The following is an 18,878-nucleotide window of genomic DNA, read 5'->3' as shown; positions in this document are numbered from 1 at the left end:
ATTAATGAGAAAGAAGCAGAGAAGGAAACGGTTGTTCCAACATCACTCGTATTAAGGGATTCTTGTGAACCATTTTCAGAATAATAAAATAAAATTGATTCTTTTCAAAATTCAAGTTACGATAAAAATGTAATTGGTTTCGTATTAAGGAATATAATTTTATAGTATTCCATTTTACTATAATAGATCATTTATATTTCTTTCTAAACGGTAATAATGAAAAGGGTTTCAAATTTGAAGGACTTGGTGAAATAATAGGAATTGAATGCAGTAATCCCTCTAGTCATTAGGACAATAAAGCAACCTACAGAAAGGCCTACCAGGGGAAATTATTAATTTATGTGAGGGCTACTGATCAACCTGGGACCGTTACATTAAAGACATCATCTGTTGGCAGCTATATGACAACGAACTTGTTCCATATATCCTTGTAAACATTTACTTTTTATAGAAAAAGCAAAAGGGATAGAAATGAAGTTTGATTTAAAAAATATAATTGTTAGGAGTTGCTTAAATGCCGTATAACAATGCGTCTGACACATCTAATCCTACGGATAGGCACCGACTTAGAGATATTCCTGCTCATGACCCGTTTGTCTTGTCACATAAAGATACAAATACTTACTATTTATATACAACAGGAATTCCAGAATTAACAGATTTGGAGAGAAATGGTGTACTAGTATATAAAAGCAAAGATTTACTAGATTGGGAGGGACCTTATGTAGTTTTCGAGATTCCTGATGGAACATGGGCACATCCACAGCATGGCACATGGGCACCAGAGGTTCACCAATACCATGGTAAATATTATTTATTCGTTACCCTTCATAATAGAGATACAATACTAACAGAACCACCAGAGGTTTGGAAAACCAATCATCTTCGTGGTACAAGTATTGCAGTATCTGATTCGCCAGAGGGCCCGTTTGAATTACTAAAAACGGATGGGCCAGTGCCACCTAGGAACTTCATGACATTAGACGGAACCCTGTATGAGGATGAGGGTGGAAAGCCATGGATGGTATATTGTCATGAGTGGATTCAGGTAATAGATGGTACGTTTGAGGCTATTCCACTAAAGGATGATTTGTCTGCGGCAGATGGTGAACCACAACATCTTTTTAAAGCATCAGATGCCCCATGGATCAATGCTGAACGAAAGCCTAATGTAAAGCATTCTGTTTATGTATCTGATGGATGTCAGGTTTACCGAACAAAAGGTGGTCAACTTGTTATGCTCTGGTCAAGCTATAACAATGAAGGATATGTCCAAACGATTGCTAGATCTAGGTCTGGTAAGCTAGAAGGGCCATGGGAACAACTGGATCCGTTAGTTGAAGGTGATTGTGGACACGGAATGCTGTTCAAAACATTTGAAGGTGCTTGGATGCTTATTCTTCATCATCCATTCAGTACACCTGAATCTCGAGCGAAGATTTATGAAGTAGAGGAAACTGAGGATAGCTTTAAGGTTATTAAACCTAGAGTTGATCTACATGATTAAATACTGGTGTAGGTTCTTCAGGCAATAATAAGGCGCAAAAATCAGGCAAAACTTCTCACCCCTATGTAAATGATCGTGATTTTTATTATGTCTAATATCAAATAAGAAAAAGGCATTGTATTAAACAATGCCTTTCTTATGCTTATTACACACTCTAGGTATCTTACCTACATGAACATATCTAGGATTAAGACACCAGCGAGTCCTACTAAAGAAATAATGGTTACCATGACGGACCAAGTTTTAATTGTCTGTCCAATGGTGAGGTTAAAGTATTCTTTATAAATCCAGAAGCCTGCGTCATTCACATGTGAGAAGGTAACGCTTCCAGCGCCAGCCGCTAATACCATCAATTCTGGACTTGCACCTGTTGCAGCAACAAGAGGTGCGGCAATACCTGCAGCGGTCATACCTGCTACTGTTGCAGAACCTACTGCGATTCTTAGAATAGCTGCAATTAGCCATGTTAGAAGCAGTGGTGAAAGAGTAGAGCCTGCCATTATGTCCGATATATATTTGTCGATGTGGCTGTCAATGAGTACTTGTTTAAACGCACCGCCAGCAGCAATAATTAATAAAATCATTCCTATTTCGCTAACGGCTTCAGTAAGTGATTGCATAACTTCTGGCATTTTTTTACCTAAGGTTAGACCAAAGGTAAAGAAAGCAACAATAACTGAAATTAAAAGGGCAATATTCGCATTACCGACAAAATCAGTCACAAGAGCAATCGCTGATTCAGGTGCGAAAATTTCTACAATCGCTTGCATTGCAATTAAAATAACAGGTAAAAGAGCGGTGAAAAGACTGATTCCGAACTTAGGAAGTTCCTCTTCTTTAAACTCCTTAGGGTTAAATAGACCTTTTGGAATTTCAATTTCCAATGCTTCTTTCTTAAAGAATTTTGTAAAAACTGGACCTGCAATAATAAATGAAGGAATAGCAATGATGATTCCCAAAATCATAGTTAAACCGATATTTGCACCAAAAACGTTTGCAATTGCAGTTGGACCTGGGTGCGGAGGTACAAAACCATGCATTGTAATTAGGGCCGCGATTACCGGCATTCCGATATAGAGTACTGGTACTCTAGCTGCTGTAGCAATGGTAAACACTAAGGGAATTAAAACAACAACCCCTGTTTCGAAGAATAAAGCGATTCCAACAACAGCTGCAGTAATAACAGCTGCCAGCTGAATTCTTTTTTCCCCAAATGCATTAATTAATGTTGTCGCGATACGTTGTGCACCGCCTGAATCAGTCATTAACTTACCAAGTACTGCCCCGAAGATAATAATCATGGTAAGATGTCCAAGTGTTCCTCCTAGACCAGCTTCAATTGATTCGATTGCCTCAATGGGAGACATTCCTTCTAATAATCCTACAATAAGTGCAACAATAATTAATGATACGAAAGCGTTTAATTTAAACCTCATCATTAATACTAGTAGCAGGGCAACTCCTATAGTAACTGAAATAATTGGCATTTTTCTCCCTCTTCTCCTTTTCATTTATAAAAAGTGGCTGACCCTTTAGGAGTCTACTCATCATCTTCCATAATCTTGTTGAATGGTATGATCGGTGTGAAAGACTATATGATGAGCGTGGACTCGTTACTTAAAGCCAACCCTTTTATAAGAAAAAATTAATTCCCCATATGGTTTACTTCTTGTTTAGCATCTCTACTACTTCTTTAAGATCCGTTTTTGTTCCAACGTTTCCTGGGAAGATGACATAGGAAATCCCTGGGAACTTACTTTCACTGCCTGTTGTCCAAACTGGAATCCCAGGTCTAATTTGACCTGCTACCGTAGCTCTTTGGACTTCAAGACCTTTTGTTCCAATATCACTTGATGTAATTCCGCCTTTGGCGATAATAAAGGAAGGTCTTACCTCTAATCGTTTTACGATACTTGTAACCGCATCGGAAATTTTTACAGACAGCTTTAATTCTTCTTCTTTCTTACCTTCACCAAGGTCCAATCTTTCTCTTCTTGTATAAACGGCAACATTTTTCCCATCAGTGATCAGCTGATTCATAGTTTCTACTACTCTTTCCAGTTCTTTTTCGAATTTTTCAGGTTCTAATACAAGATGAACATTAAATTCAATAAACTCAACCGCATCAGATTTTTTCAGTTCTTCAAACTGTTCTGTTGTCTTTTTAACATGCGAACCAATAATAACTAATCCGCCATTGTTTGTGTCTTCACTCATTAGTTCTTCACGAGTAAGCAGGGGTTTATCACTTACGCCTCCGATTACCTTCGTAAGGGCTGCTGCGCTTCTGAACATGAAGTTCTTTCCTTTATTCATGGCTCTAATTAAGGCAACTGTAAAGATTTTTACATCCTCATAATCTACAGCGTTTACAATTACTTTATTAAAATTTTCTATTTTCAAAAGCTGCTGTTCAATTATTTCAATATCCAGTGAACGCAGGCTTTCAAGTGAAATATAAGTCATATTCTCAGCTTTATATTCACCTTGTGATTTTTCTTCGGCCCACTCACCTAAATTTGATTTTGTATAGCCGAAAGTACGGTCTTTGGCAAATTCCGTTTCCCCTGCAGGGACTAAATATTCATCATATTGAACGTAGTGTATATTATCAATCGTGAAGCGTCCTCCTTCTTTAAAGAATGGTAGGATCACCTCGCCATCAAACCTAGTATCAGAATTCGATTCAACGGTTTCTTTTAAAATCTTTGTTTCCAGCGGATAATGACCTCTTAATGTTGAGTCACCGCGGCTGATAATCGTAAAATCTCGATTATTTCTCTTAGCTGCTTCTACAATATTAGCGGCAATTTCTTGATGTGCTTTTTTTGTCTCGTCAGCGGTAAATCCACGTGAATTTGTTAAGATAAAGAACATGGAATTATCTTCTTTAAAACCTTTGTCAATACTGTCTAAAGACCAATCTGTATAAACAGAAATCCCATGAACAGTTTGAACACCGGTTGGATCATCATCTAGTACGATGATTTTTTTATTTAAATTCTTAAGTTCCTTTGTCATTTCATTCACAATGGTTGTATCAACAGAAGGTATTTTACTAAAAACTTCTTCTACTAATCTTTTATTAGAATTCATTGATTAGAACCCCTTACTTCGACATTTGCAAGTTTTTCATAATATTGAACGATGCCACTGTGGTCATCCATTAATTTACCATCTACTTTTAACGCATGGAATATTTCTAATAAGTGACTTGATAATGGAAGCGGCACGCCAATTTCATGAGCAGTTTCCATTACATTTGTAATATCTTTCATATTGATAGCGATGGTTCCGCCTGGAGCAAAGTTTCTTTCTAAAATCAATGGAACTTTTGCGTCCAGTACCGCACTTCCTGCCAATCCACCTCTGATGGCTTGATACATTTTTTCAATATCAATACCAGCTTTTGCTGCTAGGACAAGCGCTTCTGACATCGCGGCGATGTTAAGATTTACAATAATTTGGTTGGCTAATTTTGCCGTAACCCCGCAGCCACTGTCTCCTACTAATGTAACTGCACTTCCCATATCGAATAGAACAGATTTCGCAGTTTCGAATACATCTTTATTACCGCCAACCATGATAGCTAATGTACCGTCAATTGCTTTTGGTTCGCCGCCGCTGACAGGTGCATCCAAAAAGCCAACACCTCTTTTTGCAGCTTCTTCCGCAAGCTCCTTTGTTACAGCAGGCGTAATTGAACTCATATCAATAATAATTGAGCCTTTTTTTGCTCCTGCTAAAATTCCATTGTCACCTAGAACAACAGCTTGTACATGTTTAGATGCCGGAAGCATGGTGATGATAATTTCACTCTTTGTTGCTGCTTCTTTTGCTGAACGGGCTGCTGTTGCACCCGCTTCCAATAATGTTTGTACTGCATCTTGATTAAGATCATTAACGATTAAGGTATGTCCTGCTTTTATAAGGTTTAAAGCCATTGGTTTTCCCATTATGCCTAATCCAATAAAGCTAATTTTTCTTGTCATGCTGTTTTCCTCCTAATGAAATTATGTTATGAAGAGCGAATAACTCCTTGAAAAAATGGACTTATACTCATTTTCTCTATCGAACAAGTCATCCACCTGATAATTGAAATTTCGCAAGCAATCGCTTACATGAATAAAGTGTATACTAAAATTTAATTATTGTATACACTTATTATAAAAAATGTATACAATTTTAAAAATTACGTATACAAAATAGCGTATTTATTATTTCTTCTGTGTGATTTTTTAAATATTATTTGGTACTATGGATATAAATAGGAAATGAATACTGAGGTGAAATTTGTGCTTGATAGTAATAGCTCACGCCCGGCGTATCTTCACTGTTATGAAATTCTGCGTGATAAAATTTTAACTGGTGAGCTTCCAGGTGGTACCAAAGTGGTGGAAGAAAAGATTGCTGCTGGACTTGGTGTCAGCAGAACACCGATCAGAGAATCAATACGAAAATTAGAAAATGAAGGACTTATTGTAAATAAGAAAGTGGTAAAACCTACGGAGAAGGATTTACGAAATATGTTTAGTGTCAGAATCTTGTTAGAAGGGTATTCCGCCAGATGTGCAGCAACCTTTTTAAAAGAGAAAGAAATTGAAAAACTATACGAATATGTTGAAATTGGCAGGAAGGGGAATAAAGAGGAAATCATGGCTGCCAATGAGAAATTCCATAACGATATTGTTAAAGCGAGCAATAATCCCGTAATGATTGATATCATTGATCGGATGCAGGCGATTATTTACTTGTTTAGAAAAATCGTTGTCATCTATAACCGGCCGCATCTCATTGATGAACATGAAGAAATTTATGAGTCGATCAAGGCAAGAGATGGAGAAAAGGCTGAAATTTTGATGAAAAAACACCTTGAAACTGACTTGAACTTTTATTTGCACGTAATGAGTAATGAATAGGATTTGCTGCCCTTAATTGATAGGAAAAGCAAAAATGTCTTCAGCGTCCTTAACGGGGCGTTTTTTGTTTCTAACGGACTGCTAGGAGAAAAGGCTAAAGTTAAAGTGTGTAAAAGGGCAAAGGATACAGATAAGTTTTACAAATATTAATTCAGGTAAAACTATAAAACATGTCTTTAAAATGTTAAACTTTTAATTTAATAAGCATTCGCTTAAAAGTGGTAGTTTTTTGTATTGTTGATATCGTTGGAGATACAATATTAAGGCCAATTCTTGGAATACTATATTATTAACATGATAACTGTTGAACTTTAGAATTTTTTGGAGAATGCGCTTTGACTGCTGTGCAAATTGGAGGGTTTAAAGATGGATATGAATAATAATGATATCTTAATCCGATTAAGATATGCTCTAGATATAAAAAATACAGATATGGTAGAGATATTTAAACTTGGTGGAGTTGAATTAACAAAAGAAGAAGTGCTTAAGATGCTCGTAAAAACAAAGGACAGTTACCATGATGAAGTTGGCTATGATGGTGATATAGATGAAGACGAAGAGAATATAAGATGCGATAATTTTATGTTAGAGTCATTTTTAAATGGTCTTATTATATTTAAAAGAGGAAAACAAGATTCCAAACCAGGGCAACCTGAAAGACCTGCAATGTCAATAAAGAATAATGCAAGTGTCAATAATGTATTGCTAAAGAAATTGAAAATTGCACTAGCATTAACAAGTGAGGATATGCTTGATTTATTAGAAGAAGCAGGAGTCTTTATAACAAAAGGTGAATTGAGCGCTTTATTAAGAAAAGAAGGACATAAGAATTATAAAATGTGCGGAGATAGGTACGCTAGGAATTTCTTAAAAGGATTAGCTATAAAATATAGGGGATAGATTCTCAGCTAACTCATTAATTTTATTAAGACATATTCTTTTCTGCGTAAGGTGACGAGTATGTATACTTACGTTAGGAACTAGTTGATACAATCGGTGGAGTAGGAATTTATATCCTACTCTAATTTTTTTACAACTAAACACCACGCATAGTTATAATGAGAAAATAACATTAATGGATACATTAGGTGATTACATGATACATACACACTCAGGTGAGGCAATTAGTTTTGATATAAAATACAAAAGACGGACATCCATAGGCATTTATATAGATCTTTATGGGAATGTTGAAGTCCAGGCTCCTCAAGAAACACCCATTGAAAGTGTGCTTCAATTATTAGAAGAAAAATGGGATTGGATTCAGCAAAAGTCTAAAGAAATGAAGGATAGAGCGCTTGGACCAAATGTGAAGGTCTATGATCAGGGTGAAAGCTTTCTTTATTTAGGAAACACATATCCCATACAGATCTCTCATGATATAAATATTAAGCAAGACTATGTAGTGTTTGAAGGGGATAAGTTACATATATATGTGAAACAAGTAGAGGATGAAAAAATAAAACAAGCCTTGAAACGATTTTATTATCAGCAGTGTAAATCGTTAGTAGAGAAGAGTATTCAGTCCTATCAGAGCAACTTTAAAATAAAACCACGTTCTATCCGTATTACAGATAATAAACGGACCTGGGGAACCTGTGATTCAAAGCTACAGTTAACTTTTAATTGGAGGTTGGCAATGGCACCACTAAAGGTGATCGACTACGTAGTCGTTCACGAAATGTGTCATCTGGTCCATCTAAATCACGATAGATCCTTTTGGCGCCTTGTTGGAAAAATAATACCCGATTATAAGGAACAGGAAAACTGGTTAGCATTATCAAGTTGGAAAATGACTGTTTAGCAGTGGAAGGGTTCTTTTCTCCAAAACTGACATTTTGTTAAATCAGCAATGTGTTATCTGCATGCTGAAAAGGAACTATTTACCCCTAAACTTATAAAAGAACAACAAAAGGTCCTTGACGGGGCCTTTTTTCTACTCAAAAAATAAGTCTTGCCTTTGTTTTTTATAGCATACTTAAATGATCAATTGAACCTCCGATATTCCCCTAGCATTAGACCGTACAGTACACATAAAATGTAACCACTTTAACATCAGCTTGGATATATCCAGACAAATTAAGAGTAGCATAGGTATATTCAAACCATATTTCAAAAATATAGTTGTTTGCTTGGAAGGTTTAATTAGTTCATTAAGGCCATTTTTCAGACTTGATTAAAATTATTGTATTCAAAATCTTCCCAAAATCACTGTTTATATGTTAACTTATTATGTATACAGGTTAACATATAAGGGGAGCTTATGAAAAAATCTTTTTGGATAGTAGGAACAGATACAGGGGTCGGAAAAACATTGGTCACTACATATTTTTTGCTTTACTTTCAAAAGAAGGGAAAGACCACACCGTATAAGCCTGTTCAAACAGGAATTATTGAAGACAATTTAAAGTCTTATTATGGTGATACACAATTCTATCAAGCTTTTAGTGAAGATAAATTAGTAGAAGCGCATTTGAATAGTTATTCCTTTAGAGAACCTGTCTCACCTCATTATGCTGCGATGTTAGAAGGAGCAAGTATTGATGAGGAAGTCATTCTTCAACATATCGAGGATTTAAAGTCTATATATGACTTTGTGATATGTGAAGGGGCAGGTGGATTATATGTTCCATTAGATGAACAAAGGAACTATCATTTACTTCAGTTGATTAAAGAATCACAACTACCAGTAGTACTTGTCACTCGTACTGAATTAGGTACCATCAATCATACATTACTATCAATTGAAGCGCTTAATAATAGAGCCATTCCAATTGCAGGTATTGTATTTAATGGTTATGGAGGTGCGAAGCTTGAGGTTGATAATATGAAAGCCATTCATCAATTCACACGTTTACCTTCGCTTGTCATGCCAAGATTAGAAAATCTATCAGACTTAAAAGATCTCCAGATAGAAAACACGAAGTTTTTCGAAAGGTTGTTAAGTATATGATTCCAACCATTTCAAGTTTACAAAGAAGAGATTTAAACCATGTTTGGCATCCCTGTTCTCAGATGAAGGATTATGAAGAATTTCCTCCTATCGTGATAAAAAGCGGGAAAGGTATTTATTTGTATGATGAAAATGGAAAGCAATACATAGACGCAGTTTCTTCTTGGTGGGTGAATTTATTCGGGCATGCGAATGAACGAATTAGTAACGCCTTAGCCAATCAAGCTTTTCAGTTAGAGCATGTGATATTTGCAAACTTTACTCATGAGCCAGGTATTTTTTTAGCGGAAAAATTGGTAGAAGTAACTCCGGAGGGTCTGACAAAAGTATTCTTTGCGGATAATGGATCATCTGCGATAGAAGTTGCTTTAAAAATGAGCTTTCAATACCATATGCAAAAAAATAAACCACAAAAAAGGCGTTTCATAGCTTTAACAGATGCTTATCATGGTGAAACCCTTGGGGCACTATCTGTCGGAGGAGTAGGTTTATATAACGAAGTCTTTCAGCCACTACTGCTAGATACTGTTAAAGCACAAGGGCCAGATTGCTTTAGATGTCCATTTAACGAAAGGCCAGATAGCTGTAGCACTCAGTGTATTTCCTATGTCGAAGATAAATTAAAGGCGCATCATAAAGAGTTAACCGCAATTATTATTGAGCCATTAATACAAGCGGCGGCAGGTATGAAAATGTATCCTCCTACTTATTTAAAGAAGTTAAAGGAGCTCTGCTTGCAATATGATGTTCACCTTATCGCAGATGAAGTGGCAGTAGGATTTGGTCGAACAGGAACGATGTTTGCTTGCGATCAAGCTGGTATTACACCCGATTTTATGTGTTTATCAAAAGGGTTAACAGGTGGTTATTTACCATTATCCGTTGTCTTAACGACAGACGATGTTTACGATGCATTTTATGATGATTATGAAACGATGAAAGCATTCTTACACTCACATAGTTACACAGGCAACCCTTTAGCCTGCCGAGTAGCACTAGAGGTGTTACATATTTTTGAAGAGGAACATTACATAGATGAGATTCATGTAAAAAGTACATACATGAAAGAGTTAGCTTCTAAAAGATTTGATCACCATCCATATGTTGGCGAATACAGACAAACGGGTATGGTAGGTGCAATTGAATTAGTAAAAAACAAAGAAACAAAAGAACCCTTCCCTAGTGGAGAACGAATTGGCTATAAAATTTACCAAATCGCGTTAGAAAAAGGATTACTCTTGCGGCCATTAGGAAACATCCTTTATTTTATGCCTCCATATGTGATTACGAAAGAGGAGATCAAAATGGTGATTAATACAACAAATGAAGCAATACAGGAATATTTTGAACATAATCACGTATGCAAGAAGGTACATGAATATGAATAAAAACTCAACAATTTCATTAGCGGTCACATCTTTGTTCGCATCTTTAACAGCAATTGGAGCATTTATTAAAATTCCATTACCTTATGTTCCCTTTACTCTACAAGTTCTATTTGTCTTTTTAGCAGGGGCTTTATTAGGAAGTAAAAGAGGTATGCAAAGTCAACTTGTTTATGTCGCGATTGGTCTAGCAGGAGCCCCTGTCTTTACACAAGGAGGTGGGATTGGCTACGTTCTGCAGCCTACATTTGGGTATTTAATTGGCTTTATTGCCGGAGCGTTTGTAGTGGGTTGGATTACAGAACGTATATCTAATCCGAAAACGTATCAATTTGTTTTGGCCAACCTTGCTGGACTCATAGTCGTTTACTTATTTGGTGTAGCCTACCTATACATGGCGCTTAATACATGGATGGATGTTAAGAGCAGCTGGTCACATGTAATCATGGTTGGTTTTCTATATAGTATAGCCGGTGATATTTTCATTTCAATCATTACCGGATTACTTACGGTGAGATTATATAAAACATTTTCTACCGTTCGCACCAGTAATAAAACAAATATACAAAAGGAGAGGGTATTGTGAATTGGTTACAGTTAGCACAAGAGGTTGTTGGGGGAAAAATGATTAGTGATCAAGAAGCAATTAGCATATTGAATTGTGACGACGATGAATTACTACTTTTGTTAAACGGTGCTTTCCATATTCGTAAGCACTATTTTGGAAAGAAAGTTAAATTAAATATGATCATCAATGCTAAGAGTGGCTATTGCCCAGAAGACTGTGGATATTGTTCACAATCTTCAATCTCTACAGCCGAAATTGAAAAATATCCATTTATTACAAAAGAAGAAATATTAGAAGGTGCAAAGATTGCGTTTGAAAATAAAGTAGGTACATATTGTATCGTTGCTAGTGGTAGAGGGCCTACTAGAAAAGACGTGAATGTGGTAAGTGAAGCAGTAGAAGAAATAAAGGATAAATATGGACTGAAAGTGTGTGCATGCTTAGGGATCCTAAAGGAAGAACAAGCAGCTCAATTAAAACAAGCAGGAGTAGATCGTTACAATCATAACTTAAACACTTCTGAACGCCATCATTCCTATATTACAACTTCACACACGTATGAGGACAGGGTAAATACAGTTGAAATTGCAAAGAAACATGGTATTTCACCGTGTTCAGGAGCCATTATTGGAATGAAGGAAACGAAGGAAGATGTAATAGATATTGCCCGTGCCCTTCGCCAACTAGATGCCGATTCGATACCGGTAAACTTCTTACACGCGATCGATGGAACAAAACTAGAGGGTGTACATGAATTAAATCCTAGATATTGTTTAAAGGTGCTAGCATTATTTCGTTATATCAATCCAACTAAGGAAATCCGTATCTCTGGGGGACGTGAGGTTAACTTAGGAAGCTTACAGCCTTTAGGTTTGTATGCCGCTAACAGTGTTTTCTTAGGAAACTATCTAACTACTCAAGGGCAGGAGTCTAATCAGGATCACAAGATGTTGAGCGATTTAGGGTTTGAGATTGAATTGGTAGAAAAGCAGGAAGGGGTATTTTCCCAATGTAACTAACATTTAAACATTCCATCTTTCTCACATAAAATAAACATTTCCGATTCTGACTCGTTTTTCGTGAAAAATACCTTTCCGATTTCCGGGTCTTTTTCGTGTCTATTCCTTATGACAGTGATCATTGTATTTTTCTTCATAAATAATCCCTTATATTTTTTATGAAATTTATACAAAAGTTTATGTCACAAGTGTATCTTACATTTATTAATACATATCTGTCTAAATAGTTGGCAGGGTAAATGCTCTTTTTTGTCGAAATAATTCGTGAAGGGAGAGTATTTTATGGTTGAAGTTAAATCAGTAAAAATAGATGGAGAGAGTATCCATGTATTTAATAGTGCGATATATATCTTTGAGACTAGTACGGGATATACGTTGGAATTGGGTATAATCGTGAGTGAGATTGTTGTAAATAAATATAAACATGAAGAAAATTTAATTTTAGAGATAGAATTACTAGATGGTAGAGTGATAAATACAATTATGCATTTACAAGACTTGTCTGGAGGGTTACCTCGGCTTAATTTATATTGTGAACTGAATGAAATTGAAGAATATCAGGATTTCCTAATGGTCAACGAAAATCATTTAATGTTTCCAAACATAGAAGAGGGCATCACACTAGAGGAGATAAGAAAATATGAAATGCCTGATGAAAAAGTAACCTTAAAAATGAAGCTACCAATTGTTCAAGTTGAATGGCTAAAAATGCAAAAAAACGAGGATTTAACTGAAATTTTCAAAGAAGCTATATATGATTACTGGAAAAAGTATAATAATTAGAGATTGATTATTTCTACAATACTAAGGCTTGACAGCTTTTATTTGAAAAACTGGTAGCAGCTAAGGGTGAACTTAGAGGTCTTAAGTGCACCCTTTACTATTCATTCAACAAGGTTTAATTAGTAATTTCCTTCAACTTCCCCACTAAAGCTTTAAAAAGCTCTTCATCTCGATCATCCAATGCTTTATTAATCTGACTTTTAAGTAACGCAATTTCAACAACAATATCGGTTGCTTTTGCATCTTTTTCGGATTGCTCATATTGTTTAATAGACTGTAGTCTGCGTGTTTCAACTAACTCTTTAAAGCGATAATTAGCTTGTTTTCCAAAGAAGTGGAGGATGAGATTGACTTTGTCTGTAGGGTTATTAATTAAGGATCCAAATGCCCTCGAGACATCTTCCGTTTTCAAGTTATTAGCATAAAAGAGAAAGCCTGCTTCATCTGAGCTTACACTTGAGATGACAATGGTCCGTTCATTTGGATGAACCGTCTCTATGAAGGAAAGATTCTTGAGGATATGGTGATTATTTTGAATATATTCAATGAGCCTTCGAGCTTCTTTATTCTTTAGTTGATGATGATTTAAAAACCATTTGAGAAAATCGCCTTTTTTAGTGGTTGATACCCAGTTCATTAAATCCCACCTTTTACTTTCTAGTAATATTTCTTTCTATGATAACATTTTGCTCAGGATTTAACATATTGAGTTTTGATAAGTTTCTTTATGATTAAAATAACTTTACGTTTATAATATAGTTTATAGAAAATAGGTAAATACATTTAGGAGTGCAAAATGAAAGAAATATTTTATGATAAACTGCTAAACATAAAGACAGGTGGAGAACAAAAGGGGTTCAATAAGTCTTTCCATTATCATCGATATGAGCCAACACCATATAGTGCCCTGCAACATTTGCTTAATCATTATGAATTAAAAAGCAGTGATCGGATTGTTGACTTTGGGTGTGGAAAAGGAAGGCTAAACTTCTTTATCAATTATTTAATAAATACAACAGTTGTAGGTATAGAAATGAATGAGGACTTTTATATGGAAGCAATTGAAAATCTTACTCGTTATATAAAGAAAACGAAAAAAAGTGCCGATAAAGTTCATTTTCATTGTTGTTTAGCAGAAGAGTATCAGATTGATCCATTAGACAATCGATTTTACTTTTTTAATCCCTTTTCGATTCAAATTTTTATGAAAGTCATTAAGAATATATTGATTTCAGTGGAAAAATCGAATCGAGAAATAGAGCTTATTTTATATTATGTGTCAAAAGAATATATCTATTTTTTAGAAAACCACAGCTCTTTTGAATTAAAAAAGGAAGTCAATCTGCCAGGAATATATGAACATAATCCTAATGAGAGATTTTTAATTTATCGATTGGTCCGGTAAGTGTATAATTTGATTCACTTCGTATGAATGTCGACAAAAATCTACAAATACCGGGGGGTGACAGGCACCCAACAAAAGGAGGAAATCATGGAAAACAAACAACGTGAGCAATGGTCATCCAAAATAGGCTTTATCCTTTCCTCTGCTGGAGCCGCAATTGGCCTTGGCGCAATATGGAAGTTCCCTTATGTTGCAGGGATGAATGGAGGGGCTGCTTTTTTCTTGGTCTTTCTCGCTTTTACAGTCCTCATCGGGCTTCCGATGCTTATTTCAGAGTTTATTATTGGACGAGGAGCGAAGCAAGAGGCAATTTCAGCGTATAAAATATTAGCACCGAAAAGCCAGTGGGATAAAATTGGAAAGCTTGGTGTGATTGGCTGTTTTTTATTGCTATCATTTTATTGTGTTGTTGGTGGGTGGGTTTTAATTTATAGTTTTCTTTCCATTACTGGTCAAGTGATTCATGGCGGGGCAAATTATCCTGAGCTCTTTGGAAGGATTACAAGCTCACCAAGTTTAACTCTTCTTGGCTTAGCCCTATATTTACTAATCAATATTGTTGTTCTTACATTTGGGATAAAGAATGGAATTGAAAAAGCTAGTAAGTATATGATGCCGTTATTATTTATCTTTTTTATCGTCCTTGTCATTAGGTCTTTAACATTGGATGGTGCTATGGAGGGTGTACAATTCTTCTTAAAGCCTGACTTCTCAAGCATAACAGGTGAGGGTATTTTGTATGCATTGGGTCAATCATTTTTCGCATTAGCAGTTGGGTTCTCATGTATGGTTACATATAGTTCCTATTTAGATAAAACAGTAAGTATTCCATCCGCTGCAGGCTCAGTCGTCCTTATGAATATTTTTGTGTCATTACTGGCAGGATTAGCAATATTTCCGGCTGTCTTTGCACTTGGACTTGAGCCTACAGAGGGTCCTGGGTTATTATTTATCGTTCTACCAACTGTATTTTCTCAAATCCCATTTGGAGAGTTCTTTTTAAGCTTGTTTTTACTACTTTTCTTATTTGCAACTTTAACATCTTCATTCAGTTTACTAGAAATTATCGTATCAGCTTTTACAGAAGGTGGAAAACGCTCAAGAAGGAATGTTTCATGGGTAGCTGGTTTAGCTGTTTTTATCGCTGGAATCCCAGCTGCTTTATCAATGGGTGTCTTAGGTGATTTTCTCATTTTCGGTAAAACAATTTTTGATGCGACTGATTACCTTGTTAGTAATATTATGTTGCCGCTTGGCAACTTACTAATTGCGTTGTTTATTTCATTTAAAATGAACAAAACAATCGTTGAGCAAGAATTTAAATTGGAAAATTCATACTCACCATTATTGTTCGCATCATGGAGATTTTTAATGAAATGGATTGTCCCTCTTACAATTATCATTGTCTACCTTCATACACTAGGTGTGATATAAAAAGGGTTCGAGTTCAATGTAGAAGAGTATACTATAAAATTATTGAACTGTGGATAAGCGCACGATATCCAGCTCCAGCTCCCAGCGACTAGTGGACTTCCTTCACCTCTGTACGATAATTCAAACATCGAATCTCTAACGCTCTTCGTGTTTCCTTTATCTCCTACGGCTCAGTCCAGTCCATACGTCGCTAAACGGGCGCTTGCGCTTTTGTTCTTGACACTTGTGCTTTGGTTCATTAACCCTTTGAAAGCTTCCAAGCCGGAATAAGGGAATGGAAACGAAAGAGAGAGCTGATTATCACATGAATGATGACGTAGATTAGTAGTGTAAATGAATAAGTGGAAAGCCACATAGTCCAGCTTTCATTTAAAAAGAAAAACAGCAGAAGCATTCCAACGGGAAAAGGTGTAAGAATAATCAGCCACATCGGTGCACGTAATTTTTCTGCAGTGGCACCTAAAATAACCACACTAGCTCCAATTATTAGAGCTTGCCATATTAATAAGCCCTTAGTCAGGAATAGATCTCCTAGAAAATAAGAAAGACTTGTTAGCGTAATTGCTGCAATGAAACTACTAAAATATTTCATTTTAGTTTTTCCCCCTAATCTTAAATCTCTACATGCTATTATTATTTTATGATGAATACAAAATAATTGCATAGGACTTTGTGTAAAATATAGGAACAAGGGGGATAAGAAAGATTTGGACATAGAACCTTTTTTAAAGCCTTTACCACAAGCATTTTATAACCAACCAACACTAGAATTAGCTCAAATGCTACTCGGATGTTTACTAGTGAAAGAAACAAAGGATGGTATTTCATCTGGAATGATTGTTGAAACAGAAGCATATAAGGGCCCTGAAGACCGTGCTGCTCATAGTTTTGGTAATAGAAGAACAAAAAGGACGGAAATAATGTTCGGGGAGCCTGGATATGTGTATACATATGTCATGCATACTCATTGTCTTGTTAATGTCGTGAGTGGAGATGTGGAGAAACCAGAAGCAGTGCTAATCAGAGCGGTTGAACCGTTCTCCGGAATTGACCTTATGAATAAAAGACGGCCTGTAACAGACCAAAGAAACCTTACAAATGGACCAGGAAAGCTTACTAAGGCATTAGGAATTGGAATGGAAGACTATGGTCACCCCATTTTCAAGCCTCCTTTATATCTAGCTGAGGGATCTAAGCCTGAAGGAATATCTTGTGGAAAGAGAATTGGAATTAATAATTCAGGTGAAGCAAAAGACTATCCTTGGCGTTTCTGGATATCAGGAAACAAATTTGTGTCTAAATAATGTGTTAATTAAACGTTTGTTTAATGTGAGTAATGTCAGTTAATATGTATCAAATATCACTGAATGGATGGTGGAATATGGTACACTTTAAATGATTTAAATTGGATTGTAAATAGAGGTGTGCATAGGTGAAAACAGTAATAGTCATTGGTGGCGGTATTACAGGATTATCTACCATGTATGAATTGCATAAATGGAAAAAAGCGAATCAATCAGATGTGAGGCTTATTCTTGTAGAAGCATCTGCAGAACTCGGAGGGAAAATTCGCACAGTAAAAGATAGCGGTTTTGTGATAGAAGCGGGGGCAGATTCAATTGTAACTCGGAAAGCTAGTACGATGACATTTATTGAAGAACTCGGTTTGCAGAGTGAAGTCGTATACAATGCTACAGGCCGTTCGTTTATTTATACAGAAGGTGAATTAAAGCAGATTCCTACTGACGCAGTTTTCGGAATTCCAGCAAGTGTTGAGTCGTTAGCGAAAAGCACACTTGTTTCTGCAGAAGGAAAAGTCGAGGCCCTAAAAGATCTTTATACAAAAAATGAGACGTTCACCAAAAATGATTCTGTTGGAGCGTTTCTTGAACATTTTCTCGGAAAAGAATTAGTGGAAAAACAAATTGCACCAGTTCTCTCTGGTGTATATTCCGGGAAACTAAGCGACTTAACACTTGCATCAACATTGCCATATTTGCTTGAGTATAAAGACAAATACGGTAGTATTATAAAGGGTTTAGAAGCGAATAAGGAAAAATTCCAAATCGGTGGAGAAAGGAAGTTTCTTTCTTTTAGAAGCGGTTTAGGTACACTTGTTGATGCATTTGAAAATAAGCTTGCGGATGTTGAAATTTTAAAGAACACCAAAGTAAGTAAAATTGAAAAAGAGAATAACAGGTATAAAGTTTCTTTTGTGAATCAGGAAGTGATTGAAGCAGATCATGTGGTATTGAGTATACCCCATACAGCTGCGGGGAAAATCCTCAATGATAAAGAAATCATAGGGGAGTTTGACAAACTAAAAAGTAGCTCATTAATCAGTGTTTATGTGGGATTTGATGTTCCTGATTCACAACTTCCAACAGAAGGAACTGGATTTATTACTGCAAGCAATAATGAGTTGACATGTAACGCATGTACATGGACAAGCCGGAAATGGGAGCATACGTCAGAAAGTAAGAATTTGCTTGTAAGACTGTTTTATAAAAGTAGTCATCCGGCATTTCAAGCTTTACAAAAGATGAATAAGGAAGAACTTCTTCAAGCTGCACTAAGCGATATTAAAAAAAGCCTGGGTATTTCAGCTGAACCGATTACAAGTGAAATAACAAATTGGTCAGATCAGATGCCTAATTATCGAATTACACATTCTCAAAGTGTGGAAGCGATCGAAAGTAAACTTGCTGCAGCATATCCAGGAATTGTAATTGCGGGTTGCTCCTACTACGGCGTTGGCATCCCAGACTGTATTGAAAACGGAGAAAATACTGCAAGAAAGATCATTGCATTACAATAACTTAAAAAACAGGACAGTTTAAGTAGCAGCTGTCCTGTTTTTTTACGTTAGTTCAAATATCAGATGCTTCGACAAATATCAACAAAA

Annotated in this window: 18 protein-coding genes; 13 read left to right on the top strand and 5 right to left on the bottom strand. The window is 35.9% G+C overall.

The genetic code is table 11. The annotated features are described in order from the left end of the window. Nucleotides 1–514 precede the first annotated feature (514 nt). Entirely contained in the window at nucleotides 515–1,507 is a 993-nt protein-coding gene (locus I7822_RS15490) for a glycoside hydrolase family 43 protein (protein ID WP_207979760.1), read from the top strand. 167 nt (nucleotides 1,508–1,674) lie between these two features. Here the strand turns inward: I7822_RS15490 and I7822_RS15485 are convergent, their stop codons facing one another. From I7822_RS15485 to garR, 3 genes are all read right to left on the bottom strand, one after another. Next, nucleotides 1,675–2,994: a gluconate:H+ symporter gene (locus tag I7822_RS15485; protein ID WP_207979758.1), complete on the bottom strand. Its 1,320-nt coding sequence runs from the start codon at nucleotides 2,992–2,994 to the stop codon at nucleotides 1,675–1,677. 175 nt (nucleotides 2,995–3,169) lie between these two features. Continuing rightward, complete coding sequence (locus tag I7822_RS15480; RefSeq protein ID WP_207979751.1) at nucleotides 3,170–4,603, bottom strand: four-carbon acid sugar kinase family protein; 1,434 nt, start codon at nucleotides 4,601–4,603, stop codon at nucleotides 3,170–3,172. Continuing rightward, a complete protein-coding gene (gene garR / locus I7822_RS15475) occupies nucleotides 4,600–5,499 on the bottom strand; it encodes a 2-hydroxy-3-oxopropionate reductase (protein ID WP_207979749.1) in 900 nt (299 codons plus the stop codon). Before garR ends, I7822_RS15480 begins: the two co-directional genes overlap by 4 nt. A 303-nt stretch (nucleotides 5,500–5,802) precedes the next feature. Between garR and I7822_RS15470 the strand changes: the two genes are divergently transcribed. From I7822_RS15470 to I7822_RS15435, 8 genes are all read left to right on the top strand, one after another. Beyond that, nucleotides 5,803–6,426, top strand: a complete 624-nt coding sequence (locus I7822_RS15470) for a GntR family transcriptional regulator (RefSeq protein WP_307847775.1) — start codon at nucleotides 5,803–5,805, stop codon at nucleotides 6,424–6,426. 366 nt (nucleotides 6,427–6,792) lie between these two features. Next, nucleotides 6,793–7,326: a YehS family protein gene (locus I7822_RS15465; RefSeq protein WP_207979745.1), complete on the top strand. Its 534-nt coding sequence runs from the start codon at nucleotides 6,793–6,795 to the stop codon at nucleotides 7,324–7,326. A 196-nt stretch (nucleotides 7,327–7,522) separates the two neighbouring features. Then, on the top strand, nucleotides 7,523–8,230 hold the full coding sequence (locus tag I7822_RS15460) for a M48 family metallopeptidase (RefSeq protein WP_207979743.1): 708 nt from the start codon (nucleotides 7,523–7,525) through the stop codon (nucleotides 8,228–8,230). Nucleotides 8,231–8,689: 459 nt separating this feature from the next. Then, nucleotides 8,690–9,379: a dethiobiotin synthase gene (gene bioD, locus I7822_RS15455; protein ID WP_207979741.1), complete on the top strand. Its 690-nt coding sequence runs from the start codon at nucleotides 8,690–8,692 to the stop codon at nucleotides 9,377–9,379. Next, nucleotides 9,376–10,767: an adenosylmethionine--8-amino-7-oxononanoate transaminase gene (gene bioA / locus I7822_RS15450; protein WP_207979739.1), complete on the top strand. Its 1,392-nt coding sequence runs from the start codon at nucleotides 9,376–9,378 to the stop codon at nucleotides 10,765–10,767. Before bioD ends, bioA begins: the two co-directional genes overlap by 4 nt. Continuing rightward, nucleotides 10,760–11,350 (top strand): biotin transporter BioY, encoded by a 591-nt coding sequence (locus I7822_RS15445; protein ID WP_207979737.1) that lies wholly within the window; start codon nucleotides 10,760–10,762, stop codon nucleotides 11,348–11,350. The genes bioA and I7822_RS15445 overlap by 8 nt, the downstream gene beginning before the upstream one ends. Then, nucleotides 11,347–12,351: a biotin synthase BioB gene (bioB, locus tag I7822_RS15440; RefSeq protein ID WP_207979735.1), complete on the top strand. Its 1,005-nt coding sequence runs from the start codon at nucleotides 11,347–11,349 to the stop codon at nucleotides 12,349–12,351. Before I7822_RS15445 ends, bioB begins: the two co-directional genes overlap by 4 nt. Nucleotides 12,352–12,633: 282 nt before the next feature. Continuing rightward, nucleotides 12,634–13,134 (top strand): hypothetical protein, encoded by a 501-nt coding sequence (locus I7822_RS15435; protein WP_207979733.1) that lies wholly within the window; start codon nucleotides 12,634–12,636, stop codon nucleotides 13,132–13,134. A 115-nt stretch (nucleotides 13,135–13,249) separates the two neighbouring features. On the opposite strand, the gene I7822_RS15430 is transcribed toward I7822_RS15435, so the two are convergent. After that, nucleotides 13,250–13,771: a YpiB family protein gene (locus I7822_RS15430; protein ID WP_207979850.1), complete on the bottom strand. Its 522-nt coding sequence runs from the start codon at nucleotides 13,769–13,771 to the stop codon at nucleotides 13,250–13,252. 159 nt (nucleotides 13,772–13,930) lie between these two features. Between I7822_RS15430 and I7822_RS15425 the strand changes: the two genes are divergently transcribed. Both I7822_RS15425 and I7822_RS15420 read left to right on the top strand, forming a co-directional pair. After that, complete coding sequence (locus I7822_RS15425) at nucleotides 13,931–14,539, top strand: methyltransferase (RefSeq protein ID WP_207979731.1); 609 nt, start codon at nucleotides 13,931–13,933, stop codon at nucleotides 14,537–14,539. 87 nt (nucleotides 14,540–14,626) lie between these two features. Continuing rightward, on the top strand, nucleotides 14,627–15,973 hold the full coding sequence (locus I7822_RS15420) for a sodium-dependent transporter (protein ID WP_207979728.1): 1,347 nt from the start codon (nucleotides 14,627–14,629) through the stop codon (nucleotides 15,971–15,973). A gap of 238 nt (nucleotides 15,974–16,211) precedes the next feature. Here the strand turns inward: I7822_RS15420 and I7822_RS15415 are convergent, their stop codons facing one another. Next, complete coding sequence (locus I7822_RS15415) at nucleotides 16,212–16,565, bottom strand: hypothetical protein (RefSeq protein ID WP_207979726.1); 354 nt, start codon at nucleotides 16,563–16,565, stop codon at nucleotides 16,212–16,214. A gap of 121 nt (nucleotides 16,566–16,686) precedes the next feature. Here I7822_RS15415 and I7822_RS15410 point away from each other — a divergent pair, with 121 nt between their 5' ends. Next, a complete protein-coding gene (locus I7822_RS15410; RefSeq protein WP_207979848.1) occupies nucleotides 16,687–17,277 on the top strand; it encodes a DNA-3-methyladenine glycosylase in 591 nt (196 codons plus the stop codon). A gap of 128 nt (nucleotides 17,278–17,405) precedes the next feature. Then, nucleotides 17,406–18,791: a protoporphyrinogen oxidase gene (locus I7822_RS15405; RefSeq protein ID WP_207979724.1), complete on the top strand. Its 1,386-nt coding sequence runs from the start codon at nucleotides 17,406–17,408 to the stop codon at nucleotides 18,789–18,791. The last annotated feature ends 87 nt before the right edge of the window (nucleotides 18,792–18,878 follow it).

This window comes from Metabacillus bambusae (assembly GCF_017497975.1).
Lineage (GTDB): Bacteria > Bacillota > Bacilli > Bacillales > Bacillaceae > Metabacillus > Metabacillus bambusae.
This window is presented reverse-complemented; position numbering and strand designations above follow the sequence as displayed.

What these genes read in the sequence shown, in the direction of transcription:
- I7822_RS15465 (WP_207979745.1), top strand. Translation starts at nt 6,793, where the DNA reads ATGGATATGAATAATAATGATATCTTAATCCGATTAAGATATGCTCTA.
- I7822_RS15420 (WP_207979728.1), top strand. Translation starts at nt 14,627, where the DNA reads ATGGAAAACAAACAACGTGAGCAATGGTCATCCAAAATAGGCTTTATC.
- bioD (WP_207979741.1), top strand. Translation starts at nt 8,690, where the DNA reads ATGAAAAAATCTTTTTGGATAGTAGGAACAGATACAGGGGTCGGAAAA.
- I7822_RS15460 (WP_207979743.1), top strand. Translation starts at nt 7,523, where the DNA reads ATGATACATACACACTCAGGTGAGGCAATTAGTTTTGATATAAAATAC.
- I7822_RS15415 (WP_207979726.1), bottom strand. Translation starts at nt 16,565, where the DNA reads ATGAAATATTTTAGTAGTTTCATTGCAGCAATTACGCTAACAAGTCTT.
- I7822_RS15485 (WP_207979758.1), bottom strand. Translation starts at nt 2,994, where the DNA reads ATGCCAATTATTTCAGTTACTATAGGAGTTGCCCTGCTACTAGTATTA.
- I7822_RS15425 (WP_207979731.1), top strand. Translation starts at nt 13,931, where the DNA reads ATGAAAGAAATATTTTATGATAAACTGCTAAACATAAAGACAGGTGGA.
- I7822_RS15435 (WP_207979733.1), top strand. Translation starts at nt 12,634, where the DNA reads ATGGTTGAAGTTAAATCAGTAAAAATAGATGGAGAGAGTATCCATGTA.
- I7822_RS15430 (WP_207979850.1), bottom strand. Translation starts at nt 13,771, where the DNA reads ATGAACTGGGTATCAACCACTAAAAAAGGCGATTTTCTCAAATGGTTT.
- I7822_RS15480 (WP_207979751.1), bottom strand. Translation starts at nt 4,603, where the DNA reads ATGAATTCTAATAAAAGATTAGTAGAAGAAGTTTTTAGTAAAATACCT.
- I7822_RS15490 (WP_207979760.1), top strand. Translation starts at nt 515, where the DNA reads ATGCCGTATAACAATGCGTCTGACACATCTAATCCTACGGATAGGCAC.
- I7822_RS15445 (WP_207979737.1), top strand. Translation starts at nt 10,760, where the DNA reads ATGAATAAAAACTCAACAATTTCATTAGCGGTCACATCTTTGTTCGCA.
- bioA (WP_207979739.1), top strand. Translation starts at nt 9,376, where the DNA reads ATGATTCCAACCATTTCAAGTTTACAAAGAAGAGATTTAAACCATGTT.
- garR (WP_207979749.1), bottom strand. Translation starts at nt 5,499, where the DNA reads ATGACAAGAAAAATTAGCTTTATTGGATTAGGCATAATGGGAAAACCA.